Genomic DNA, 23,410 nt, shown 5'->3' with positions numbered 1-23,410 from the left:
CCGGATCCGGTCCGGCGCCTTCTTGGTCCGGCTCATTCCCGGGGCTGGCGCCCTCCGGGGCCGCTCCTTACCGGAGCCGCTGCTCGGCCGGGGACGTCGGCCGGAGCCACCAACGGTGGGACGCCAGTGCGGCCAGCCCGGCGCCCGCGGCGTTGAGCAGCACGTCGTCCACCGACGACACCCGGTCCAGCCGCAGCACGAACTGCAGCGTCTCGACCAAGATCGAAGCGGCCGCCGCCAGCGCCAGAATCCGCGGCACCGACGCCAACATCGCGAACCGGATCGGCCCGAAGAACCCGAACGCCGCGAACACCAGCAGATTGCCGACGATCTGCAGCGTCGCCGTCGACGCTCCCCCGTCCAGGACCTCGATCAGGTCCCGCAACGGCACCAGGTTCACCCTCGCGCGGCCCTCGACCAGCCCGTTGTTCGGCAGCAGAATCATCCAGAGCCACGGCGCCGTCCCGTAAACGACGCCGACCTCGGCCAGCGACCTCCGCCACACGCCCGGGCCGATTCCCCGGCGGCGGGCCAGTGCCCAGACCAGCAGACCAGCCACGGGTAGCGCCGTCGCGGTGATGACGACGACACCACCGATCGTCCCGAACCAGCCGTGCCAGGTCCCGAGCATGCCGCCCCACTTCCCCCCGTCCGTGAACGCTGTCCGCCCCATGCCGCCCGTTGAGTCGTGGAAGGCAAGCAGAATGGATCGGTTACCCGGCTGAACCGGCGGCTTCTCGGATGAAGTCGTTGATGTCGCTGTTGCTCAGTCGGGCGTAGACGCTCGGATAGCGGGGATCGCCGCATCCCGGCGAGAAGCTGACGACCCCCAGCTGGACGACCCGGCCCTCGTCGGTGACGAACAGCGGGCCTCCGCTGTCGCCGTTGCAGTGCCCGATCTGGTCAGCGGTGCTGGTACACAGCGACACTTGCAGGTCCGGCGCAGCATGATCGGTGGGCCGCTGGTAGGCCGACTGACAAGCGTCGTCGGCCAGCAGCGGCACGCCGGCCTGCTTCATCTGGTCCGTGAAGGACAGCTCGACGGCGTCCCCGTCCCGCTGCGGCTTCAGCGAACCCCACCCGGTGAAGGTCGCCAGACTGCCGTCATGCTGCAGGGACGTGTCGCCCGGCGGCACCAGCACGACCGGTGTGATGCCCGTTACCGGCTGGTCGAGGGTGAGTACGGCGACGTCGTACCTGAGCGGACGTGTGCTGTATCGGGGGTGCACCTGGACCTCGGTGATCCGGCGGACCTGCCCTTGCCGACTGGTGAGGGTGGTGCGGCCGACCACGACCTGGAAGTCTTTCAGCGGGTCGGGCGGGTTCTCTGCCTCGACGTCGAAGCAGTGACCGGCGGTCAGGACGTGGCGTTCGTCGAGCAGGCTGCCGCCGCAGGTGAGCCGGGCCAGGTCGTCGCCGACGGGTTCCCCGGCGTCGTCGTCGGCCTTCAGGTTCAGCAACGCCACCTGGAACGGGTACTCGCCATCGGCGGCGAGTCGAACCTGCGTCACCGCGGCCGGGATGGTGGCCGCGGCGGACGGCGTGTTGCTCGGCGTGGTGGTGGCTGCCGGTGTGGTGGTGCCGCTGGTGCAGGCGGCGGCACTCAGAGTCAGGCCGGCTCCGGCGAGCAGGAGCGCAAGGGTGCGGGTGGACAAAGTGGTGTCTCCAAAGTGCATGGTGATCTTGACGTTGGCCAGCGTAGGAGCACCCGCACCCAGGGGTGATCACGGGTTCGTGCCAGTTCAGCGGAGTGCACAGCGGCTCACCGACCGGACGGTGGTTCCGGTGACCGGGGTGCCGGCGGTGATGGTCGGCGTCTCTCGGCGGGTCGGCTCGGCACTTCCCTGGTTGCTCCGTGGTGTGGTTCGCGCCCCGAATATCCACGCGACCCGGGCCGCGAGAAGCGGTACCGTTTCCGGACGGATCCTGAATGCGGAACCATGAGGAGTTGAGAGATGCCCGGTCGTTCGAGCGCGCGTTGACATTCCGGCCGTGATCGGCCAGTCATCGCGTGCTGCTCTGGATAGCGCGGCACAGCGAGCATTCCCCGCCTGAACCCGTGGCGGGCCATGTCTCCCGGCAACCCCGAGGGGTGCTCCGTGCCGTCCACATCCGAGCCATCCGCGTCCAGGCCCCCCACATCCGCACCCACACCATCCGCGCCGTCCACGCCCGCGCCGCCCCCGCCTGCGTCACACGCATCCGCGTCACCCGTATCCGGGACGCTCGCGTTGCCGAACCTGTGGCGTGAGATCGACTTTCGTTGGCTCTGGGTCGGACAGACCTTCTCCCAGTTGGGCGAGCACGCCTGTCTGGTGATCCTGCCGCTGATCGCCGTTCTCGCCCTCGATGCTGATGCCGGGCAGCTCGGGACCCTCCGTGCGGTGGGTCAGGCACCGGTTCTGTTGCTGTCGCTCCTGGCGGGTGCCTGGGTGGATCGCTGGCGGGCCCGCACGGTGATGGTTCTGGCAGATCTCGTTCGAGCCCTGGCAGTGGCCGTCGTGGTGGTGGCTGCTCTCTCCGATGGGCTCGGTATGCCGATTCTGCTGGTGATCGCTGGTGCGGTCGGGGCGATGTCCGTGTTCTTCGACGTGGCCTATCACGCCTGTCTGGTGCGTGTCCTTCCCCGCGATCGGCTCCTGCGCGGTAACAGCGCGATCGAGGGCAGCCGGTCGGCGGCCCAGATCGGCGGGCCCGCTCTCGGCGGAACGCTGGTGTCCGTGCTGTCGGGGCCGATCGCCGCCGCGATCAGTGTTCTGTTCTTCGTATTGTCGGCGCTGTCGATCGCCCGCATCCAGCGTCAGCAGCCGCCACCATGCCCGGGCAGTGCGCTTCGGTTGCGGCGGCAGGATCGTCGTGAAGGCGAAGGTCCCCGCCCAGGGCCGGTCGGCGCGGAGACGGTGGCCCCGACAAGGGATGAAGCGAATCCGGAAGCGAGAGCGGAGACGAACGCGGAGACGAACGCGGAGACGAACGCGGAGACGAACGCGGAGACGAAATGCTCCACATGGGGTGAAGGCGACGCGGGAGCGCAGGACACCGTGCGGGGCGAGGCCTGTGCGAGGGCAGGCGGTTCCGACTGGGGAAAGGCTGGTTTGAGGGCGAAGGGCTTCGTCTGGGGTGGGCGGATTCGGGAAGGGATTCGGTTCGTTGTCGCTGACGGGTCGCTGCGGGCGGTGTGTCTTGCCTCGGGTGCGTTTCAGTTCTCGTTTGCGGCTCTGATGACCGCCTACCTGATCTTTCTGCCTCGGGAACTGTTGTTGTCCGGAGCGGCCGTCGGGGTGGCGGTCGCGGCGATGGGACCTGGTGCGCTGCTTGGTTCGGTGCTCGCCGGGCGTCTGCCGGGGCGGTTCGGCTACGGCGTGGTGCTGGTGGCCTCGTCGGTGGTCGGTGATGGCGTGATGTTGTTCGTGCCCGCGCTGCACGGGTCGCCCGTGGTGACGTTGCCGCTGCTCGTGGCGGTCAACTTCGGGTTCGGGGTCTTCGGGCAGCTGGTCAACGTCACTCTCATGGCGGTTCGTCAGGCGGTCACCCCGGACGGGCTGCAGGGGCGTGTCGCCGCGACCATCAACTTTGCCGGGCTGGGACTGGCACCGTTCGGGTCCCTGCTGGGCGGGTTTCTCGCGGGGCGGTGGGGACTGCGCGCCACCCTTCTGGCAGCGGCCGCCGGGATGATGCTGTCGCCGATTCTGATGGCCATGTCGCCGCTGTCCCGCCTGGGCCGAGACCTTCCGCCGCCCGCGAACGATTGAGCCCGGGAGACGCCGCGAACGATTGAGCCGGGAGGCGGCGGCTGTGTCTGGGAGGTGGTTCAGGTTCGGGTTCGGTCCAGGGCCGTGGTGGGAAACTCGTTCAGCAAGGCTCGGGTCGCGCGGAGCAGGTCGTGCAGTTCGGCGGTGGTGTGGTCTCGGAACAGGGGGCGCGTCACCACGACGGTTCCCTGGTAGAGGGTGAAGTGGGTGATGGCGTGATGTCTCATCGCGTCCTGTAGGCGGCGGGTCAGGATCAGGTTCGCGGCGGCGTACGGGAAGACCTGGTCGGTGAAGACCGAGACGTCGTTCAGCATCAGGCCGGGGTGGTGGAACAGCAGGACGGTGTCCTGGGCGTCGAGCACGCCCTTCTTCTTGTCGTACACCTGGTAGCCGTGGTCGAAGGCTTCGAAGCGGACACCGTCCAGGTCGCCGCGCACGACCTCGGTGAAACGGTGTTCGGTTCTGCCTTTGCGGGCGGCGGCCGGGAACACCTGGGCGATCGACGGGTCGTCGGCCGCGAAGCGCCAGCCGTTCTCCTCCGCGAGCTTCCTCCGCAGTCCCAGGTGGGGGCGGGCCGCCTCGCGGGTCTTCTCGCGGCGGGCTCCGATCAGGAGCGTCAGATAGCCGGCGGCACCGGCGAAGGCGATCGCGCCGGCGACCCCGGCCACCAGGCCACGGTTGCGGCGGGTGGAGCGCAAGGCTTCGACCTGCCGTTCGTACGTGCGGATGTCCTGCCTGGCCCGGGTGGTCACCACGCAGGTGTCGCCGGGTCGCATGATCTTGGTTTCGCAGAAGGGTTCGGGGTCGCCGGGGTCGTTGAAGACGGCGAAACCGCCGATGGCCACGAGTCCGCTGACGATCGTCGCTGCGACGGTCTTCGTGATGCTGGACATCGTGCCCCCGATCTCGCGCCGGATCTGAGCGATCCGAACACTACGCGCTGCCGGTCGAACCTGGACGGATCGCTTCCGCCCGGCGGTCGCGGGGTGACCGTGCCGGGCCGCCTGACTCGCGCGGTGGGCACGGTTCCTTGCCCTCCCGTACCGGAAAAAGGGGTTTGGCCCTCGCCTGAAGGTGAGGGCCAAACCGTGAGCGTCGCGGGGTTTAGAGGGTCAGCGTCCAGCTGTTGATGTAGCCGGTGTCGGCGGACGCCGCGTCCTGGACCCGGAGGTTCCAGGTGCCGTTCGCGACCTCGGAGGACAGGTTGGTGGTGTACGTGGTGTCGATGTTGTCGGTGCTGCCACCGGTGCGGCTGCGCAGGGCGTAGACGGTGCCGTCCGGCGCGACCAGGGAGACGACCAGGTCACCGATGTAGGTGTGGACGATGTGGATCTCGACGGTGCTGGTCGCCGAGGCGTTGCGGGCGCAGCCGCTGATGGTGATCGGCGAGTTGACCGTGGCATTGTCCGAGATCGTCACGTCGGTGGCGTTGGTGCCGGAGCAGGTACCCGCGGCGCCGTTGATCGTCAGCGAGAACGTGGCGGTCTTGGTGGCCGCGGTGCCGGTGCCGGTGACCGTGATCGAGTAGGTGCCGGGGGCGGCCGCGGTGGTGGTGGCCAGGGTCAGCGTGGAGCTGGCGCCGGCGGTGACCGACGACGGGCTGAAGCTGGCGGTGACACCGGACGGCAGGCCCGAGGCGGTCAGGGCGACCGTCTGGGCGCTACCGCTGGTGACGGCGGTGGCGATGGTGGCGGTGGCCGACGAACCCGGGTTGACCGACGCGCTGGACGGGGTGCTGGTCAGCGAGAAGTCGTTGCCGGTGGAGCAGGCGGTGTCGCTGCCGGCCACGTTGACCGCGGTCCAGGCGGCCTGGACGGCCTTGTACTCGGTGGAGCAGGAACCGTACAGGTCGGTGGCGGCCCGCAGGGTGTAGGCGCGGGACGTGTTGGCCAGGTTGGAGGCCAGGTAGTAGCGGGTGTTGGAGGTGAAGTAGGCGTCCAGAGCCCGGTACCAGATGGCGCCGGCCTTGTCGCGGCCGATGCCGGTCACCGCGGGGGCCGAGCCACAGACCGGCGAGGTGCCGTACGAGGTGGCGCCGGTGCCCTCGGCGAGGTTGAAGAAGAAGTGGTTGCCCGGGCCGGACGAGTAGTGCACGTCGATGCTGTTGGTGTTGGACGCCCAGCAGCCGTGCGACGAGCCGTCGAGGGTCGGGTTGTACATGTAGCGCAGCGGCGTGCCGTTGCCGTTGATGTTGATCTTCTCGCCGACCTGGTAGTCGCCCGGGTCAGCGGAGGTGTTGGCGTAGAACTCGACCATCGAGCCGAAGATGTCGCTGGTGGCCTCGTTGAGACCGCCGGACTCGCCGGAGTACGTCAGGCCGCCGGAGACCACGTTCTCGGTGACGCCGTGTGCCATCTCGTGGCCGGCCACGTCGAGGGAGACGAGCGGGCGGGTGTTGCCCGAACCGTCGCCGTAGGTCATCTGGGCGCCGTCCCAGAAGGCGTTGACGTACGCGCTTCCGTAGTGGACGCGGGACGGGACGCCCGCACCGGTGCCGAAGATGCCGTTACGGCCGTGCACGTTCTTGAAGTAGTCGAACGTCTTCGCGGCGCCGAAGTGGGCGTCGACGGCGGCCGACTGACGGTTCGAGGTGGCGCCGGTGCCCCAGGCGTTGTCGGCGTCGGTGAACGTCGTACAGGTGCTGGTGCCGTTGTTCATGTCGCAGGTGCGGCCGTTGCCGTGCGACGGGTCGATCATGCTGTACGTGGAGCCGGACAGCGTGGTGTCGACCGCGACGGTGCCGGAGTAGACGCTGGCGCCGGTGCCGGCGACGGTCTCGATGTCGTCGAACTCGCCGATGTAGGCGCCGGTCTGGGCGTCGGTGATGACGTGCAGGACCGACGGGGTCTGCTTGTCCGGGGCCCAGCCCTTGACGACGGTCTCCCAGGCGAGCACGCCGGTGCCGGTGCTGGCGTCGACGAACAGTTCGGGAGTCTCCGAGCCGGTGATCTCGCCCTCGAACGCGGATTTCGCGGCCTTGGCGGCCTTCGCGGCGGTGACCTTCGGGGTGACGGCGATGTTCAGCGGGGCGCTCAGGCCGTTCGAGGCGCCGTCGTAGGCGCCGCCCGGCTGGGTGTGCACGACGAAGTCGCCGCCGTAGACCCGCAGGCCCTGGTATTCACGGGTGTAGCGGACGTGGGCTCCGCCGTCGGCGTCGACCAGGGTGCGGTAGGCGGAGTACGAGTCTCCGGCCGCGGCCTCGATGTCGGCGGGGCGGGCCTTGAGGTGTCCGTCGGCCCGGCTGACGGCCTGGGCTTCGGACGGCGGCGCGACGGGCGCCGTCGGCGCGGCTGAACTACTCGCGGCGGTGGCCACAAGGGTACTGCCGACCAGCACGGTGATGCCGGCCAGCGCGAAGGGTTTCTTCACTCGGTTCCTCCCCGAACCAGAAATCCACGTATGGCAACGTGTGAATCGATTATTGAGGGGAAAGAGAGAAGAGCATCTATATCTTCAGAGTCATATCGCGGACGTGACATCTTCCGTTTATGTAAATAAAGCGATATATTTCCGCGCCATGAAGCGTGCTCTCGCCGCCGCCGGCCTCACCGCCGCGCTACTTCTGGTCCCGCAGCCGGCCCTCGCCGCCGACATCTCCTACCGGACACTGAGCTCCGCGAGCAATCAGAACTGGATGGCCGGGCTGGCCGACGGCCGCAGCCTCGCCTCGCTGTCCATCCCGGGAACCCACGAGACCCTGTCCATCCACGGCGGTGACTACACCCAGACCCAGGAGAACTACGGCAACAGCGCCGCCACCCTGACCGCGCAGCTGGACGCCGGCATCCGGGCGATCGACGTGCGGGCCCGGGTCAACGACGGGAACACCTTCACGATCCATCACGGGGTGACGTACCAGCAGGCGAACTTCGACGACGTGCTCAGCCGGCTGGGATCGTTCCTCGGCGCGCACCCCGGCGAGACGGTCCTGCTGCGCCTCAAGCAGGAGTGCACCGGCGAGACCGGCTCCTGTGTCGACGCGACCGGGCAGAAGAGCTTCACCGACATCTTCGACTCGTACGTGGCCGCGCGCCCCGGACTGTTCTGGGCCCCGTCGGTGACCAGGACCTCCGCGGCGGCCGTGCCCACCCTCGGCACGGTCCGCGGCAAGGTCGTCCTCGCGGTGCTGAACGGCCCGCGCGGCGGGCGGTTCGACAGTTACGGGCTGGCGCAGTTCTCCGGCTGGAACGACGGCTCGTCGGCGTATGTGCAGGACGAGTACAGCGTGCCGACGTTCGCCGCGATCGGTGCCAAACGGGACGCCGTGAACAACTTCCTGACCACCACGAACAGCGGGGACGCCACGAAGATCTACGTCAACTTCACCAGCGGCTCGGGTGCCCTGGCCCCGCCCTACTGGGTGGCCGGCGGGGCCCTGTGGGAGCAGGGGGTCAATCCCTACCTGCTGGGCCGGCTGAACGCGACCTCGCTGTCCCGCACCGGGGTGGTGATGCTCGACTTCCCCGGTGGCGGGCTGATCAACAAGATCCTGGCGTACAACTAGCGGGTGAAGTTGCGGTTCCTGCTGTCGCCCTCGAGGAGCGCGGCCAGACGGCCGAGCACCGGCCGCGCCTCGAGGTGCAGACGTGCCACGTTGACCGTGCCGTCGCCGACCACGGCCAGCAACGAGAGATCACCGACGCCGTAGACCGCGAGGCATCCGTTCTGGTTGCGGATCGTGACCTCCTGGAACCCGCCCTGATTCAGCGCGCTGCCACAGGTCCGGCTGATGCCGTGAGCGGCGGCCGCCATCGCCGCGACGTCGTGCGGTTCGTGGTCGGACCGCGAGTCGAACAGGACGAGCAGACCGTCGACCCCGGCGATGATGCAGGAGGTGACACCGGCGACCTGATGCCGCAGAGCGGCCAGCTCCATCCGGAGCGGGCGTTGCGGATCCAGCACCGGATCCGACTGGGCGACCCTCGCACTCACCGGAGCTGCGTGCCGAGGCGTCAACCAAGCTGGTTGGGCGCCGTCAGGGGTCGTCATATGGTTCCTTCCGTGGAGACACCCCGGCGCCGGCCGGGGGAAGAGCGAGAGCATGGGGCGTCACGGCGCTACGACCCACGAACGGCCCGCTGGGGGCCGGGGTGTTTCAAACGTCGAGGTCGCTCTCGATCTTGCGCAGCTGGTGACGAGCCAGGCCCAGGTTCGCGCGGTTCTTGTTCAGCGCGAGGTAGAGGAAGAGCGCGTCGCCACTGCGGCGGCCACGGAGCAGCCGGATCAGGTGGTACTGCGTGTCGAGGGTGATCAGGATGTCCTCGATGCCGTCCTGGAGGCCGAGCAGCTCCAGGGTGCGCATCTTGGCGCGGACCACGTCCGTGTTACCGGCGGCCGCCATGGTCATGTCCATGACGCCGTCGCCACCCATGTAGCCGAGGGTCAGGCCACTGGTGTAGTCGACGAGCGCGACGCCGACGGCGCCCTCGAGGGCCATCGCCTCTTTGAGAGCGGTTTCGATGTTCGCCACGAAATCCTCCACGTTTCCTGCGCAGGTCGACGGCAGCCGCAATTCAACTGCCTACAAGCGCCAACACTGACACAGGAAAGTTGCCATGGCGGACCAACTGGAACCTAAGACGCAGAACACGAACTTAAGATCGTTTCTCGGGACACCGTTCGGCCAATCCCAGGTGGGCCATCAGTCCTGGTCCGGAATGTTCGGGTAGGAATCGGACACCGGGTAACTGTCGTCGACGTTCCACGCAAAAGCCAGGGAACCGCCGATCAGGCCGAACAGCAGACCGATGACGAAACCGCCCATGTTCGAGGTGAGCCAAGAGCTCAAAGAAAGCACGACAGTCACCAATGAATAGAACATCCGCTGGGCGGGATTGAACCAGATGAGAAGACCACAAAGGACGATCAGAACGGGGATGAGAAACCCCAGGAAATTCTGCATCCCGACTTTCAGCACCACCGGCAGCGGCGCCCAGACGGTCAGCACCGTCTCCAGGCCGCCGAGCACGACCAGCAGGCCGGCCCAGAACGGGCGGGAGCGCCGCCAGTCCCGCCATCTCGCGCGGGACCGGCCGGCGCGGGCCGGGGTGTCAGCAGCCACGTTCGTCGAATCCCATCCACAGGTTCGGCAGGCGGAAGGTCACGGCGGTGGTGGCGTAGTTGTTCTGCCGCAGGTTGCGGATCGTGACCTCCTCGGCCTGCTGGCCGAAGACACCGAGTCCGCCGGTGACACCGGGCACCCTGGTCAGCGTGCTGGCGTCCTGACCGATATCGATCTTGCTGAACTCGGCGTTGCCCTGGATCAGGTCGGAGTCGACGACCAGACGCTCGGCGGTCACCGGGTTCTGCTCGCTGCCGGCCCGGATCACCAGGTTGGTGCCGCCGAGGCTGATGGCCTGACAGAGACCGTAGAGCTCGGCGGTGTTGATCGCCGAGACGATGAGGACCTTCTGACCGCCGTCGGAGCCGGCGTTGGGACTGTCCGGGGCCATCTCGTCGAGGACCGCGAACTGTTCGAAACCGAGGCCGTGCAGTCGCGGCGAGGTGATGGTGAACGGCATTCCGGAGATCGCGAACGACACCGCGAGCACACCCTTGGCGGTCAGCAGGACCAGGGCGGCGGCGAGCGCTATGACGATGCCCATCATGACGCCGAAGCGGCGCCAGCGGGTGTGGCCGACGGTGATGCCCATACGGTTCTCCCGATTGGTCTGGGGGGTGCGACCGGGACGCACTGCGGATGCGTACCCGGCCGTCGTGATCGACTGATCTCGATGATTTCGGGAAAGTTACGCCCCGGTAATGTCGGCGGTCAAGGCCGCTCGCCGACATTGCGGAAAGTGAAAAACCCCGCGGGTATCCGACTAGCTCCCGAGTTCCCCCAGCGCATCCGCGCGCCCCAGGAACGGGGCCATCATGAAGAAGCTCAGCACCGGCAACTCGGACGGCAGCTCGGTCACCCGGCCCTCCGCGGCGTACCGGTAGATCGTCGAATAGACGCCACCCACCACAGTGGCGATCAGCTCCGCGGGCAACGGCCGCCCCGGAGCCTCGGCGAAGAACCGCGCGAACCGGCCCAGCAGCTCGGCCCGCTCCCGGCGCCCCAGCGGCCCGACCGCGTCGATCTCGACGATCGCCATCGCCGCGAACGCCGGCACCCCGGCCAGCACGTCCAGCAGCACCCCGAGTGCGGCCCGCGCCCCGGCCCGCCAGTCGGGAGCCGCCTCGTACGCCTTCTCCATCAACCGCATCAGCACCCCGGTGCCGTACCGGTAGGTGGCCAGGAACGCGTCGTCCTTTCCGGCGAAGAGTGCATAGAACGCCGGCCGGGTGACGCCCGCGGCGGCACAGATGTCGCTCACCGTCGCATTGACGTAGCCCTTCTCCGCGACGGTGTGCACGAGCGCGTCGTAGAGGCGTTCCCGCTGCATGGCGGCCACCACCTCGGCCGGCACCCGGCGCGGCCCGCGCTTGATCGCCCGCGCCGGATCCCGGCCGGTCCGGGCGCCGGGTAGCGGACCATCCTGATCAATCATCGCTATCCTTCGATGTCTTGACACGTCCGAACAGCCAGGTTTATAACTTCGGCAGGTTTTTGATGCCGAACGACACGGATCTCGATGGTGTTCACGGCGGTCTCCAGTATCAGCCCCGCCGCTTCCCGGTCCACTGCGGACGAACCGGGACGACCAGCACCACTCCTCTCCCGGAAGGCATCCCCCCATGCGCACAGTCCGGCTCGCCGCCACCGTAACCGCCGCGGCCCTCGCCACCCTGCTCTCCGCATCCCCCGCACTCGCCGACGACGCCACCGTGCTGACCACCGGCAGTCTGGCCGGCACCGCGGTCCCGGCCGGCGCCACCATCTCGTCCGCACTGGCCACCGGCACCACTGCCACCTTCGCCGCGAGCGCCACCAGCGGCATGACCTGCACGACGTCCGCGATCAGCTCGGTCGTCTCGGACAACCCGGCGGCCCCCGGCAGCGCCACCGCCGGATCCACCCTGTCGCTGTCCGGCTGCACGGTCAGCGGCATCCTCGGAGTGCTGGGCGTCAACAGCCTGACGATCAACAACCAGCCCTTCGCCACCGCCATCAACAGCGACGGCACCGTGGTCGTCACCGGCGCCACCGGCGCCCCGATCCAGGCCACTCTGGTGCTGCGCACCCTGCTCGGCACCGTGACCTGCGTCTTCCAGGCCAACAACAACACCATTTCCGGTACGTCGGACAACAGCGCCAACTCGATCGCGTTCGCCGGCCAGGTGTTCACCCGCAGCAGCGGTTCGTCGCTCTGCTCGGCCTCGGTGGCCTTCAGCGCCCGTTACGCGCCGGTCTCCGACGCCGCGGCCGCCCCGGTCTTCGTGAACTGACCGCTGCCCGACAGGTAGGCCACCACGTCGGCGGACTGAAGTCGCCGGACCGGTGGCCGAGGAACGACACGTCCTGGCCCAGTGTCACCAGCGGCGGTTCGGTGTGGTCACCGGCCCGCCGCTGGCCCACGCCGACCGTCGGCGTCCTCCGCAGTGCCGCCCTTGCGCACGTACTCGTCGGCCGGCTCGGCCGGGCAGCGGCGTTCGGTGCCTCTCCAGCACAAAACCGTCCCGCCGGGTGGTCTTCTGCGGCTGGCGGTGGTGTGAGCTGATTCTCCTGACCGCGGCACGCTCCCATGACATATGGTGTTGTACGCATATGAGCATGGATCTGGTGGCGGCGGAACTCGGAGAGGCAGAAACATGGGACACGGACATGGCCACGACCACGGGCCGGTGACCGCCACCGGACGGCATCGGGGCATCCTCACCGCCGCCCTCGGCATCTCGATAGTCATCTTCCTCGTCGAGATCGCCGGCGCGGTGCTCACCGGCAGCCTGGCGCTGCTGGCCGACGCGGGACACGTGCTCGCCGACGCGGGCGGCGTCGCCCTGGCCCTGGGCGCCACCCTCCTCGCGGCCCGGCCCGCCGCCGGCCGGCGCACCTTCGGCTGGGCCCGCGCCGAGATCCTGGCCGCCGCCGTCAACGGGCTCGTGCTCGCCGGCATGGGCGTCTACGTCTTCATCGAAGGGGTTCGCCGCCTCATCGAACCGGCCGACGTCGCCCCCGGCGGCATGGCCGTCTTCGGTGTCATCGGCCTGATCGGCAACCTGATCGGTGTGGCCCTGCTCTACCGGGCCCGCGCGGACAGCCTCAACATGCGCGGCGCGTTCCTCGAAGTCGCCACCGACACCGTCACCTCGGTCGGTGTCCTGGTCGCGGCCGCGATCATCGCGTTCACCGGTTTCACCCGGGCCGACGCGATCGTCTCCATCCTGATCGGCCTGATCATCGCGCCGCGCGCCGTCACCCTGCTGCGGGAGGCGGCCCACGTGCTGCTGGAGGCGGCCCCCGCCGACGTCGACCTGGACGCGATCCGCACCCACATCACCGAGCTGGACCACGTCCACACCGTGCACGACCTGCACGTACACACGGTCACCTCGGGCCTGCCGGTACTGACCGCCCACGTCGTCGTGGACGACTCCTGCTTCCACGACGGCCACGCTCCGCAGTTGCTGGACGCCCTCCAGGAGTGCCTGACCGGGCACTTCGACGTCGAGCACTCGACGTTCCAGTTGGAGCCGGCCGCCCACGCCGGCCACGAACACGCCACCCACACCTGAGCCTTGCCCCGCGCGGCCTGTCCGGTTCCATCGGGTCCCGCCTGGCACCGCGGGGCCCTGGCCGGCCGGACCGGCCGGTGATAGCAGAACGTGATCAAGGGCGGGTACCGTACGGCCGTGGCAATCTCGCTCGGGGCCGACCCGCGGACACGCACGACCACCATCGCCGGGGGTGCCCTGCTGCTCCTGCTGTCGATCATGGCGGTCAACCGGCAGGACGGCGATCCCGCGCCGCCGACCCCCGAGGCGATCGTGGCCGAGTGCCGACAGCTCTACACCGAGCTGAATCCGACGTCCAGCGCGCAACCGGCTCAGCGTTTCGAGATGACCAAGGGCGACGAGCTACTGCGGGTGTACGTCTCCGAGCCCGACAACTGGATCAGCGTCTGCCGCAGCGGGCCCACCGGGGTCGACGCGGTGGCCGCCGTCCGGATGAGCGACGGCCCCGACGATCAGCTCCGCCTCTTCGACTCGTCCGACTCCACGCTCAAGGCGAACCTGCTGCTCGGACACGTGCCGACCGACGCGACCACGATCCAGGCGACCCTGACGACCGGACAGGTCGTGACCGCCACCCACGACGGTGACGTCTTCGCGATCTGGTCGCCGGACGCCACGGTCACCGGCGCTCAGGTCGCCGCCACCTGACCGGGTGCCCCCTCATGGCGCCTCGTCGGCTACGTCGTGACGGCGGGACGGGCGCGTCTTGATCCATTGCTCCACGTCGGACGCCAGCCACACCTTGCCCTGCATCAGATCGGCGATCGGGGTCGGGAAATCGGCACGAGTGGTGAGCTGGTGGACGCGCTGACGGCTGATGCCGCCGAGCCGGACCCGGACCTCGTGCGCACCCATGAAGTAGTAGACAGCTTTGCTACCCATACACATGACTATAGCTTTATGACAACACCGTAAAAGCGAAGAAATCCACCATTGCGGGTACGGTTAACACGTCCGTGGCAGTGCGGCCCATCAATACGGGTGACGCTTTCGGCCCCGGAACTGTATGACCGCCACCGTGAACCGCGTAAAGCGTCACCGGCGCGCACCCGTCCTGCCGGTGATCGATCCTGGTCACCGGCGGGCCACTCCGACGCGGCAGCGCGGTCTCGACCGGTGCGGTGGTGATGCCGTTGCGCCCGGCGAAGTAGGCGGCGGTCTCCGGCGCGGAGAGCATCCCGCCACCCACCCGGAACGCGAGCTGTGCCCAATGCGCCATCTCCCCACCCTGATACGGCACGATCCGGTCCTTCGTCCCGTGGAAGATCACCACCGGCTTCGGCACCACCGGCAGCCCCGGGACCAGGAGGTTGTCCGGCATCGGCTGCTGCGCGGCGACGATCGCGGCACCGGCGATCAGATCCGGCCGCTCGTGCAGCAGCCGGATCACCATGCCGCCGCCGTTGGAATAACCGGCCGCATACGTCTCCCGCCCATCGGCGACCCTCTTCACCACCGCCTCGGCGAACGCGACGTCGTCGATGTCGTGCACGCGCGCCGGGAAGCGGCTGCCTTTCCGGGCGTCGTTCCAGTTGCCACGAAAGCCGTCGAGGTAGGCGACCGCGGTCCCGGCGATCTCGTCGAACGCGTTTCCGGTGAACTTCCGGAACACCTCACCGCGCTGAGTCGAGCCGTGAAAGACGAGCAACAGGCGGGCGAATTCACCACCGGGCGGGGTGACAAGCGTAAAGGTACGGACACGTCCGCCCACGTCGATGGTCTGCACCAGGCACTCCCAGGAGTTAAACGGATCAGCTATCCGTTTCAACGTAGCACGATCCGGATCGACTATCCGGTTACGCTGGTCACGTGACAGATTCCCCAGGTCTTCCGCGGCACGTCCCGACTGCTGCGGCTACTCCGGCTACTCCGCAGCGCAAGGATGCCGCCCGGAACTGGCAGCACATCGTCGACACCGCCCGCCGTTTCGTGGACGACGACGTGCCACTGCGGCTCAACGACGTCGCGCGTGCCGCATCGATCGGGGTGGCCACGGTCTACCGGCACTTCCCGGTCCCCGAGGCACTGCTGGAGACGGTCGCCCAGCCCGCGCTCACCCGGCTGGCCGAAGCCGCCGACCGGGCCCACCCCGAGGACGACCCGTGGCAGGCGTTCGCCGATTTCCTGACGGCGGGCATCGACGCCCAGCTCACCGACGCGTCGGTGCAGCCGGTGTTCGCGGCGTCATCCCACGCCCTCCCGGAGACCACCGAACTGGTGACGCGCCTGCACACGTCAACCGGCCACCTGCTGGACCGGGCCCGAGCCGCCCGGGTCATCCGCGCCGACATCACCCGCGAGGACGTGGTCCGCCTGATGTGCGGCGTCGTCTTCGCCGCCACGGTTCACGCCACCCCCGACGAACGGGCACCGCTGACCCGCACCTACCTGGACATCGTCCTGGCCGGACTACGCGGCTGATCACCGCCAGACATACATGGTCACCCGATCCGGCTTGATACCCGGCGGAAGCCAGGTGGGCATCGTGTGCCGGCTCGTCCCCTGGCGGTACCTCTCGGACTCCCCCTCCGGCAGCGCCGTATCGATGTCCGACCAGAGGGCATGGCTGCCGAACCATCCCCCGATCAGTCGCCCCTCGGCGGACCGGTACACCATGCCGTAGTCCGGCTCCCGGATCGTGAGCCCGGGATTGTCCACCTCGAACGACACGTAGTCCCATTCGTCCTTCGACGCCGGCGCGGGCTTCAACTCGGTGACCCTCGCCGGCAGCAGCACGAACGGTTTGGGCGGCAACGCGTCCTCGAGCACGTACATCACAATCCCCGCCACCCTGTCAGCCGACTCCGCGTCGACCTGCAGGACGCCCCCGATCTCGATGGTCTGACGTGCCGGCAAGATGGCATATCCGATGTTGACGATCGCCTCCCAATCGTTGAGCGTCTCGGATCGCCATCCCCGCCCCGCGGCATCCACGAATCGGAAACGGACATGGATTCTCATCGGCTCGTCCGTCACGTTCCGGAAGACTCCGGCCGCGCCTACGATGCGTCTCTTGGCGTCGCCGTTCCGTACCGGAAAGGTGGCGAACCCACGATCCTCGACCGTGATTCCGGCATGGACGTCATCCCGCAGCACCGCCGGGTCGAGACTCGACGACGGCACCGGCACAACGGTGCTCTCGGGCGGATCGGTGCAGGCGGAGGTCAAGACGATCCCGGCCGCACCGAGCGCCGCCGAAAGAAGGCGCCGACGCGAGTGATTCACCATTGCCTGTCCTTACACTTCCCGTACAGTTCGTGCCGCAGTTCCGCATGCACCCGCCGGTAGTCGGCTTGGAGGTCCGTCAACGCACTGTCGGCGAGCCGCAGGAACTCCCGTTCCCCGTTCCGGTACAGCACATCGGGCGCGATGCTGACGTCGAAGTCGAGAAGACCGACGGTCGCCACCTGGATCTCCCGCTCCGGTGAGTTGCCATACGCGGCGAGTCGCGCACCCCGCTCGAGGTACTCACGATGCCGGGACGCAAACGGTGGGCGCAGCGTGCTGTACCACTCGAAACCATGCGCGAGCATGACCTCCCGCCGCGCCTTCTGATAGGCCGCGGCCATCAATGTTGCCCCACGCCCCAACTGATGGGCCAGCGATTCCGCGTCACGGTGCCGATAGTGCTGCTCGTAACTGTCGTACCGAAATCGCATGGTTATGTAATGCATCGACTCCACCCGTCCTTCGATGCGCCGATCGGGTGAAGCCGCCGTCACGACAATGGCATTGAGATCATCCGCGATGGCTGCCACCGTCCTCCCCCTCCGATAGGGATCACCATTCCGGGGAATGGGCCGGATCAGGACCGGACCACGTCACGGACGGCCTCCTCAGGTTCCCGGTGCCGGAGCCCAACGGTTTCGACCGGAAGAGCTCCATCGCCGGCAATGCCCGCGCATTCCCTTCCCGGGACAACCCGACGCCGATGTTCGCACCGATGACGTCCCGGTGGAACCCGGCGATGATGTCGTGCAACTGCTGCTCTGACGTGCAGAACTCCATGCGGAGATCCTCGGTCCGCCGGATGATGCTCTCCCAGATCTGGGTGACGCTGTCACCCCCGATCTGCGCGCCTTCCTTGGGCTCGATCGGCTCGTAGCTGTCCTTGGCCACGCTGAGCCCGGCCGCCCCGAAAGCCGCGACGATGGAGGTGAGGGCCAACCCGGCGATACCGGTAGCCGCTGACAGGACACTCAGAACGCCGATGGCGATGTTGAAAGAGAGGTTCTTGCTGACAGCGGATCCACACACCGAGTCCGCGGTGTAGGAGGACAGGACTTCCTCAGCGACGTTGACGAGAGCGACGACGTCGCTCTGCGCCCGCGTGAGCTGTTCCTGATACGCCCTGAGTACCAGCAGGAGTAGGGCGATGGTGTTGGCCTGGAGAAACACCATCCGGCCCCATCGATCGAGGTAACCGCTGCGGACGGCGTCGATGGTCGCACCACGCCAGCCGGCCTGGTTGATCCGGAAGTCCGCCATGAATCCCGGCACCAACGCGCCGAGGCTGAAGTCCTCGGCGTCGTAGATCTCCGTCACGCCGGTGGTGGTGAGCTGGTTGTGTGCTCCGGTCAGGGTTTCGATGATCCCGTCGAGCGAGGACGGCGCCGGAAGATCCTTGTAGGGTCCCCAGATCTCGTCGGCCTTCTGCCTGGCGTAGTCCTGGACCGTCACGTCGCTGACGTAAGGGACCCCGGTGGACCTCATGAACTCCTCGCGGGCGTCGGTATCGGTCTCCAGCACGATGAGTTTGTAGACGAGCGTGTTGATGAGATTGTTGATCGCGACTTCGAGGCTCTCCGGGAAATCCGACACCGTGCAGACCTACCTCGGGTAGTGGCCGTCGTCGTGTCCTGCCGTCCACTCGTCGTTGCCGGTGGACCTGTCGCCTTCCACCTGGTTCCGGATCTTGAGCATTTCGGCGGCCGCGGTGGTGTCCTCGTGAACGAACCTGGCAAGCGCCGCGTCGAGACCCCGGGACAGTTCCCAGAGGTTGTCGCTGGTCTCCCCGGCCGCGGACCACACGACGTCGCGCAACTGGGTCCAGCTGTTCTTGAGCATCGGCGAACCGAAGTAGCCCGGCCGGTCGAGCCGGTCGTCGTAGCTCGTCGTGGTCTCGCACGCGTTGCGGATCTGCGCGTACTCATCCGCCAGGCGCGGCAGGTCGACGCGGGCGGCCTGGCGCAGCCGTTCCAGCGGACCACCGAACGCCACACCCTGCACCTCATCGCTCATGATCGCCCAATCCCCCGCGACTAACAAATGTCCATTGAGGATGTACAACCCAGTCGCAGAATAGCAAGAATTGTTGATCTACGAATTGAATGAAAGCGCTTAGCGATGATCACTTGTACCGAGCTGGATCATGTATCTGGCAGGGTGGTCCGGTGACTTCCGAAAACGCACCGGATCCGGCGACACGGCCGGACTGCCCGTCACTCTGCCTGGTGTGCGGTCTCGACCACCGGCCACTTCCGGCCGAGGACTGGCCATGGGGCCCGGACGGCACCCTCGCCAGCTTCGAGATGTGCGACTGCTGCGGCAGCGAGTTCGGTTACCAGGACGCGACCCTGGCCGCCTGCCGCCGTTCCCGCCGCATCTGGACCGAGGCCGGACACCCGTGGTCGGTACCGTCGGCCCGCCCACCCGGCTGGAACCCGTCGGCCCAGCTGGCAGCACTGCCCCTACGAGCCTGCCAGCCCTCCCCCGGCCCCCAGCCGTAGCACGGATCTCAGGTGCTACCCGGAACACCCACGGCGCTCTGCCGTTTCGTCCGTGCTGCAGCCGCACCGCGACGTGACCCGGCGCTCTCGCCCCAAGCGACCTGACTACGACTTTCGTCGGGGGTTGTTCACGACGATCGCCAGAGGTTTCGGCAGGCGTCGATCCCTAGGTTCGTTCCATGCGAAAACCACTTCTGGCGGCTCTCGCCCTGGCTCTCGTCGTGCTCGCCGCCGGGCCGCCCGCGTGGGGTGCGGGGCAGGACTTCGGCACCTACCTCCGCGAGGCCCTCGCCGCGACCGGGCTGCCGGGCATGTCGGCGGTGGTCACCCGGGGCGACCGGATCGTCCACGCGACCGGGCTCGGGCACGAGTCAACCGGCCGAGCGGTCACCGCGGACACGCCGATGCGGGTGGCGTCGCTGAGCAAGTCGGTCACCGCGGCCACGGTGATGACCCTGGTGGACGAGGGTCGAGTGGTGCTGGACCAGCCCGTCGTGAGCTATCTGCCGGAGTTCCGGTTGGCCGATCAGCGAGCCGCGACGGTCACTGTCCGGCACCTGCTGAACCAGACCTCGGGCCTGTCCGACCGGACGCTGGACATCCGCGCGACTCAGCGGGCAGCCGACCTCACCGGATACGTGGCAGCGCTGCGGGACGGCGGGCTGGCCGCCGAACCGGGAACCCACTGGGAGTATTGCAACGTCAACTTCGACGTGGCCGCCCGGCTGGTCGAGGTCGTCGATGGCCGGCCCTTCGCCGACGCCGTCCGGGAACGGATCTTCGAGCCGCTCGGGATGACCGCCAGCTCGGTCGGGGCGCGGCCCGCGGACGGATACAACTCGATCTACGGCGCCTGGGTGTCGCGGGGCGAGTTGCCGGGGTTCCGTGACGGTGGCGGCGGTGGGGTCGTCACCACCGCCGCCGACATGGGCCGCTGGCTGATCAGCCAGACCGGGCAGGGGCCCCGGATCCTCACGCCGGAGAGTCTCGCCACCCTGCACCGGCCGTGGCCGGGCGGCGACTACGCGATGGGCTGGGGCGTGCAGGAGGTCGACGGCCGTGAGCTGCTGATGCATTCGGGCAACCTGTTCACGTACACGGCTGTCCAAGCCTTTGACCCGGCCTCCGGTTCCGGCTTCGCCGTGCTGCTCAACAGCGCCTCGCTCTACGAGGACAACTACGACATCATGCGCGGGCTGGCCGCGATCGCCGACGGACGGCAGCCGGAGACCCCGGGCGGGGGACGGCAGCTGACGGAGCTGGCGCTCGGGCTCAGGAAGTCGCCTCGCAGATCGCCACGAATCTGCTGCGCCGGCCGGAGGTCGCCGCGCGGGCGATGACCGACAGCACGGCCCGTCACCAGGTCAACCGTGCCCAGGTCGACCAGTCCCGGCAAGGAGCGGAGATCGTGCGGCAGCGCACGCCCGCGCTGCAGCAGGTTCAGCACACCGCCGAGTTCCTGGACCTGGTCGGGGCGTGCGCGCAGTTCGTCGCGTCCGCAGGCCGGATCGTGCCCGGCTTGCGCGGGCAGAACTACAGCGATGACGAGAAGGCGACGGTGCAGCGCAACGTGGCCCGGGTCCGGGCTGCCGCGGACTGGATCGAGGGCGCGGTGGCCACCGGTCAGGTCACCCCGGAGGAGGGCCTGGCCCGCCTCCTGCGCGGCGAGTAGGCCGCCGGTCATGGGACGGGTGCCCGCGAATGTCGCCGGTGATCTGGTCCGGGTCGCGTTGATGGAAGCCCGCCCGGCCGGGCTGAGCACCCGGCAGTTGGTGACCGCGACCGAGCTGAGCCAGTATCAGGTCCAGTCCGGGCTGCGGTTCGTGCGTGAGGTCTTGGCGGCGGAGAACCTGACCCCGCTGACCTGGACCCGCCGGGACGGCTACCAGCTGTCGACCGAGCCGGCCGACTGGATCGCCTACGAGCGGGCCTGCGTGCGCACCGAGCTGACCCGGATCGCGCGGCTGCTGAGCAGCACGGTCATCCCGCACGCTCAACGGCTTCCCGACGACGAGTGGGTCCAGCTGGTGCTCGGGCAGCTCACTGGCGTCAAGTCCGCGCTCGGTCTGCTCGTCCGCGGCGCATGACGACCATCGAAGGAGCGGACTGGACCACCTACGAACGCGGCTACGTACGCGAGGAGATGCTGCGGATCACCCAGCTGCTGGACACCGTGATCATCCCGCATCTGAAGGGCCATCCTGACGACGAGTGGGCTCAGCTGGTGCTGGGCCAGCTCACCAGCGTCAAAACCGCGCTTGAGCTGCTGGCACGTGGCGAATGAACGCCACGATCACGGTCCTGCCCCGGCGGCGGCGCTACCCGTCGGACACCACCGACGCCGAGTGGAAGCTCCTCGAACCGCTGCTGCCGCCGCCGGCCAGCACCACACCATCGGGTGGGCATCCGGAGGCGCACCCGCGCCGCGAGATCGTGGACGCGATCCGGTACCTGGTCGACAACGGCTGCAAGTGGCGAGCCCTGCCCAGCGACTTCCCGCCCTGGAAAACCGTCTACGGGTTCTTCGCCCGCTGGGCCAAAGCAGGCGTGCTCGAATACCTCCGCGACCAGCTGCGCCGCCGCATCCGCGTCGACGCCGGCCGGTGCCCCCGCCCGGTCACCGCCATCATGGACTCCCAAAGCGTGAAAGCCGCCGAGACCGTCAGCCGAGACACCCGCGGATTCGACGGCGCGAAGCTGATCAACGGGAGGAAGCGCCACCTGATCGTCGACACGAAAGGCCTGTTGATGACGGTGAAGGTGACCGCGGCGGACGTCACCGACCGCGACGCCGCCCGCGAAATGCTGCCTGAGCTGCGCAAAAACAATCCGGAGCTGACCCTGATGTGGGCCGACAACGCCTACACCGGCCTGACCGACTGGGCCCGCAACGAGCTTGACCTCACCTTCAAGGTCGTGAAGAAGCCCGCGAACCAGGTCGGATTCAAGGTGCTGCCCCGCCGGTGGATCGTCGAGCGCTCACTGTCCTGGCTGATGCGCGCCCGCCGCAACGCCCGCGACTACGAACGCCTCCCGGAGCATTCCGAAGCCCACATCACCTGGGCAAACATCACCCTGATGACCCGCAGGATCACCCGTGCGGATGGCCGGCGGGCTGCCCTACCCAAGCTCATCGCCGCCTGATCAGCTGGACATCCGAAGACGCGCAGATCGCGGCTCCTTGTTTCATTGCTCTAGGACCGCGGCCAGATGCGGATCCCCGGAGGACCTGGAAGGCTGACGCGGTGACCGCCTCGTCGCATGAGGTCTCGTATAGCGCCGAGGCCGCTCAGGTGCCGCAGTTGATGGAGTTGTTCGCCTCGGCATGGTGGGCGGCGCACCGCACGGAGACCGAGATCCGCGGGATTCTCGCCGGTTCCGATGTCGTGGTTACGGACGGGACGATCCCGGTCTTCGCGTTGCGATGGGAGAAGACGCGGGCCCGGTCGACGGCTTCGGCTGCCAGGTCGGCGCAGCTCCACTTCGACAAGGGTGTGCCGGTCTCGGCAGGGAGCTGGCAGGCCAGTGCTTTGACCTCGGCGACCTGGACCGGTGTGAACCTGGTCGGCCGTCCCGGCCGGGGTCGGTGAGTCCCGGCACGCCTTCGCCGGCGAACCGGCCCCGCCGGCGGCGCACGGTGTCGACGGTCAGACCGTGCCGGCGGGCGATCGCGGCGTTGGAGTCTCCGCGGGCCGCATCGCAGACGATCCGGGCCCGGATGACCTGCTGGTATCCGGCGGTGTGGGAGCAGGCCAGAGTCGTGAGCTTGCGGCGTTCGGCGGTGGTCAGGGTGATCAGGCGTGTGTGAGGCGCGGGCACCGGCCAGCTTCCATCGAAGGCGATCTCGTTCAGGGGCCGGTCGGGAATGCCGGTCCGGCATGCCACAAGCCGTCAGGACACGCCACAGGGGCAGGATGTGGACCTATGCCGGTCATTCCCGCCTCGACCAAGACGTCCCTGCCACAGCGACTGCGGGCTAGGGCCAGGGAGAACTGGCCGCAACTGGCCGCAGTGCACGTGCGCTACCACGGCCAGTTCGCCTACGTCACCGTTGAGCTGACCGGCGGAGAACAGCTGCCGCTGATGCGACTGCGTTACACCGGATCCGCCCACCGCTGGAGCCTCGCCACCTACAGGGCCGGCAACAACAGCTACGAAGACCAGTACTGGTTCAGCGGCACCACCGAAGAAGCCCTCGACTTCGTCTGCGACGTCCTCATCAGCCCCATCACCGGCTGACCGCACCCAGATCACCGACCGTCAACCCCCGAAGTACTTACGCCTTCAAGCACTTGGTGAGTACGCCGG

The 23,410-nt window shown here is 68.2% G+C and carries 28 protein-coding genes and 2 pseudogenes; 14 read left to right on the top strand and 16 right to left on the bottom strand.

Features of this window, described 5'->3' with window-relative positions; translation table 11 throughout:
* Window positions 1-67: 67 nt before the first annotated feature.
* Together BLU81_RS03305 and BLU81_RS03300 are read right to left on the bottom strand one after the other, a co-directional pair.
* On the bottom strand, window positions 68-631 hold the full coding sequence (locus BLU81_RS03305) for a VanZ family protein (RefSeq protein WP_092541468.1): 564 nt from the start codon (window positions 629-631) through the stop codon (window positions 68-70).
* An 82-nt stretch (window positions 632-713) separates the two neighbouring features.
* Window positions 714-1,655, bottom strand: a complete 942-nt coding sequence (locus BLU81_RS03300) for a S1 family peptidase (protein ID WP_157751156.1) — start codon at window positions 1,653-1,655, stop codon at window positions 714-716.
* Window positions 1,656-2,231: 576 nt separating this feature from the next.
* Here BLU81_RS03300 and BLU81_RS03295 point away from each other — a divergent pair.
* On the top strand, window positions 2,232-3,752 hold the full coding sequence (locus tag BLU81_RS03295) for an MFS transporter (RefSeq protein ID WP_157751155.1): 1,521 nt from the start codon (window positions 2,232-2,234) through the stop codon (window positions 3,750-3,752).
* Window positions 3,753-3,811: 59 nt separating this feature from the next.
* On the opposite strand, the gene BLU81_RS03290 is transcribed toward BLU81_RS03295, so the two are convergent.
* Together BLU81_RS03290 and BLU81_RS03285 are read right to left on the bottom strand one after the other, a co-directional pair.
* Complete coding sequence (locus tag BLU81_RS03290) at window positions 3,812-4,645, bottom strand: hypothetical protein (protein WP_092541461.1); 834 nt, start codon at window positions 4,643-4,645, stop codon at window positions 3,812-3,814.
* A gap of 211 nt (window positions 4,646-4,856) precedes the next feature.
* Window positions 4,857-7,121, bottom strand: a complete 2,265-nt coding sequence (locus BLU81_RS03285) for a M4 family metallopeptidase (RefSeq protein WP_092541459.1) — start codon at window positions 7,119-7,121, stop codon at window positions 4,857-4,859.
* Window positions 7,122-7,269: 148 nt separating this feature from the next.
* Here BLU81_RS03285 and BLU81_RS03280 point away from each other — a divergent pair, with 148 nt between their 5' ends.
* Window positions 7,270-8,256, top strand: a complete 987-nt coding sequence (locus BLU81_RS03280; protein ID WP_092541457.1) for a phosphatidylinositol-specific phospholipase C — start codon at window positions 7,270-7,272, stop codon at window positions 8,254-8,256.
* Here BLU81_RS03280 and BLU81_RS03275 read toward each other — a convergent pair.
* The 5 genes from BLU81_RS03275 to BLU81_RS03255 all read right to left on the bottom strand — a co-directional run bounded on the left by BLU81_RS03275 (window position 8,253) and on the right by BLU81_RS03255 (window position 11,248).
* The gene (locus BLU81_RS03275) at window positions 8,253-8,684 is read right to left on the bottom strand and encodes a roadblock/LC7 domain-containing protein (RefSeq protein WP_231954089.1); all 432 of its coding nucleotides are present in this window, start codon (window positions 8,682-8,684) and stop codon (window positions 8,253-8,255) included. The genes BLU81_RS03280 and BLU81_RS03275 overlap by 4 nt on opposite strands.
* A 163-nt stretch (window positions 8,685-8,847) precedes the next feature.
* Complete coding sequence (locus tag BLU81_RS03270) at window positions 8,848-9,222, bottom strand: hypothetical protein (protein WP_092556537.1); 375 nt, start codon at window positions 9,220-9,222, stop codon at window positions 8,848-8,850.
* Between the two features lie 171 nt (window positions 9,223-9,393).
* Window positions 9,394-9,813, bottom strand: a complete 420-nt coding sequence (locus tag BLU81_RS03265) for a DUF6114 domain-containing protein (protein ID WP_092541453.1) — start codon at window positions 9,811-9,813, stop codon at window positions 9,394-9,396.
* Complete coding sequence (locus BLU81_RS03260; RefSeq protein ID WP_092541451.1) at window positions 9,803-10,405, bottom strand: DUF6230 family protein; 603 nt, start codon at window positions 10,403-10,405, stop codon at window positions 9,803-9,805. The genes BLU81_RS03265 and BLU81_RS03260 overlap by 11 nt, the downstream gene beginning before the upstream one ends.
* A 171-nt stretch (window positions 10,406-10,576) precedes the next feature.
* Window positions 10,577-11,248, bottom strand: a complete 672-nt coding sequence (locus BLU81_RS03255; protein ID WP_092541449.1) for a TetR/AcrR family transcriptional regulator — start codon at window positions 11,246-11,248, stop codon at window positions 10,577-10,579.
* Between the two features lie 187 nt (window positions 11,249-11,435).
* Here BLU81_RS03255 and BLU81_RS03250 point away from each other — a divergent pair, with 187 nt between their 5' ends.
* From BLU81_RS03250 to BLU81_RS03240, 3 genes are all read left to right on the top strand, one after another.
* Complete coding sequence (locus BLU81_RS03250) at window positions 11,436-12,086, top strand: hypothetical protein (RefSeq protein ID WP_092541447.1); 651 nt, start codon at window positions 11,436-11,438, stop codon at window positions 12,084-12,086.
* Between the two features lie 363 nt (window positions 12,087-12,449).
* Complete coding sequence (locus BLU81_RS03245) at window positions 12,450-13,373, top strand: cation diffusion facilitator family transporter (RefSeq protein ID WP_092541445.1); 924 nt, start codon at window positions 12,450-12,452, stop codon at window positions 13,371-13,373.
* A 117-nt stretch (window positions 13,374-13,490) separates the two neighbouring features.
* The gene (locus tag BLU81_RS03240) at window positions 13,491-14,021 is read left to right on the top strand and encodes a hypothetical protein (protein ID WP_157751154.1); all 531 of its coding nucleotides are present in this window, start codon (window positions 13,491-13,493) and stop codon (window positions 14,019-14,021) included.
* Between the two features lie 12 nt (window positions 14,022-14,033).
* Here BLU81_RS03240 and BLU81_RS03235 read toward each other — a convergent pair whose 3' ends face one another.
* Window positions 14,034-14,255: a helix-turn-helix transcriptional regulator gene (locus BLU81_RS03235; RefSeq protein WP_231954083.1), complete on the bottom strand. Its 222-nt coding sequence runs from the start codon at window positions 14,253-14,255 to the stop codon at window positions 14,034-14,036.
* A 16-nt stretch (window positions 14,256-14,271) separates the two neighbouring features.
* Entirely contained in the window at window positions 14,272-15,141 is an 870-nt protein-coding gene (locus BLU81_RS03230) for an alpha/beta hydrolase family esterase (protein WP_231954082.1), read from the bottom strand.
* A 41-nt stretch (window positions 15,142-15,182) separates the two neighbouring features.
* Here BLU81_RS03230 and BLU81_RS03225 point away from each other — a divergent pair, with 41 nt between their 5' ends.
* Window positions 15,183-15,794 (top strand): TetR/AcrR family transcriptional regulator, encoded by a 612-nt coding sequence (locus BLU81_RS03225; protein WP_092541442.1) that lies wholly within the window; start codon window positions 15,183-15,185, stop codon window positions 15,792-15,794.
* On the opposite strand, the gene BLU81_RS03220 is transcribed toward BLU81_RS03225, so the two are convergent.
* From BLU81_RS03220 to BLU81_RS03205, 4 genes are read right to left on the bottom strand one after another with little or no spacing between them, the layout of a single operon-like run.
* Complete coding sequence (locus BLU81_RS03220; protein ID WP_157751153.1) at window positions 15,795-16,541, bottom strand: hypothetical protein; 747 nt, start codon at window positions 16,539-16,541, stop codon at window positions 15,795-15,797.
* Window positions 16,542-16,594: 53 nt separating this feature from the next.
* Complete coding sequence (locus tag BLU81_RS03215; protein ID WP_157751150.1) at window positions 16,595-17,131, bottom strand: hypothetical protein; 537 nt, start codon at window positions 17,129-17,131, stop codon at window positions 16,595-16,597.
* Between the two features lie 22 nt (window positions 17,132-17,153).
* Window positions 17,154-18,194, bottom strand: coding sequence for a hypothetical protein (locus tag BLU81_RS03210; protein ID WP_092541436.1), 1,041 nt, complete (start codon window positions 18,192-18,194; stop codon window positions 17,154-17,156).
* Between the two features lie 9 nt (window positions 18,195-18,203).
* The gene (locus BLU81_RS03205) at window positions 18,204-18,614 is read right to left on the bottom strand and encodes a hypothetical protein (protein ID WP_092541434.1); all 411 of its coding nucleotides are present in this window, start codon (window positions 18,612-18,614) and stop codon (window positions 18,204-18,206) included.
* Between the two features lie 152 nt (window positions 18,615-18,766).
* On the opposite strand from BLU81_RS03205, the gene BLU81_RS03200 reads away from it, so the two are divergent.
* From BLU81_RS03200 to BLU81_RS50215, 7 genes and pseudogenes are all read left to right on the top strand, one after another.
* On the top strand, window positions 18,767-19,102 hold the full coding sequence (locus BLU81_RS03200; RefSeq protein ID WP_092541432.1) for a hypothetical protein: 336 nt from the start codon (window positions 18,767-18,769) through the stop codon (window positions 19,100-19,102).
* Between the two features lie 179 nt (window positions 19,103-19,281).
* Window positions 19,282-20,442, top strand: coding sequence for a serine hydrolase domain-containing protein (locus tag BLU81_RS03195; protein ID WP_092541430.1), 1,161 nt, complete (start codon window positions 19,282-19,284; stop codon window positions 20,440-20,442).
* Entirely contained in the window at window positions 20,394-20,774 is a 381-nt protein-coding gene (locus BLU81_RS03190) for a DUF6192 family protein (RefSeq protein ID WP_307833792.1), read from the top strand. The genes BLU81_RS03195 and BLU81_RS03190 overlap by 49 nt, the downstream gene beginning before the upstream one ends.
* Before the next feature lie 10 nt (window positions 20,775-20,784).
* Window positions 20,785-21,189 carry a hypothetical protein gene (locus tag BLU81_RS03185; RefSeq protein WP_092541426.1) on the top strand — a complete coding sequence of 135 codons (405 nt, stop codon included), beginning with the start codon at window positions 20,785-20,787 and terminating at the stop codon, window positions 21,187-21,189.
* The gene (locus BLU81_RS03180; protein ID WP_092541424.1) at window positions 21,186-21,386 is read left to right on the top strand and encodes a hypothetical protein; all 201 of its coding nucleotides are present in this window, start codon (window positions 21,186-21,188) and stop codon (window positions 21,384-21,386) included. The genes BLU81_RS03185 and BLU81_RS03180 overlap by 4 nt, the downstream gene beginning before the upstream one ends.
* Window positions 21,383-22,201, top strand: a pseudogene (locus BLU81_RS03175) (IS5 family transposase); the annotation flags it as partial. The gene BLU81_RS03180 and the pseudogene BLU81_RS03175, both read left to right, overlap by 4 nt.
* Before the next feature lie 146 nt (window positions 22,202-22,347).
* Window positions 22,348-22,692, top strand: a complete 345-nt coding sequence (locus tag BLU81_RS50215) for a hypothetical protein (protein ID WP_231954081.1) — start codon at window positions 22,348-22,350, stop codon at window positions 22,690-22,692.
* Window positions 22,693-22,702: 10 nt separating this feature from the next.
* Here BLU81_RS50215 and BLU81_RS51915 read toward each other — a convergent pair.
* Window positions 22,703-22,921: pseudogene (locus BLU81_RS51915) on the bottom strand (helix-turn-helix domain-containing protein); the annotation flags it as partial.
* 105 nt (window positions 22,922-23,026) lie between these two features.
* Here BLU81_RS51915 and BLU81_RS03165 point away from each other — a divergent pair.
* Entirely contained in the window at window positions 23,027-23,341 is a 315-nt protein-coding gene (locus tag BLU81_RS03165; protein WP_092541418.1) for a hypothetical protein, read from the top strand.
* Window positions 23,342-23,410 lie beyond the last annotated feature (69 nt).

It is taken from the genome of Actinoplanes derwentensis (assembly GCF_900104725.1).
GTDB classification, from domain to species: Bacteria; Actinomycetota; Actinomycetes; order Mycobacteriales; family Micromonosporaceae; genus Actinoplanes; species Actinoplanes derwentensis.
Note: the sequence above shows the minus strand (reverse complement) of the source record. Positions and strands in the feature narration are given on the sequence as shown.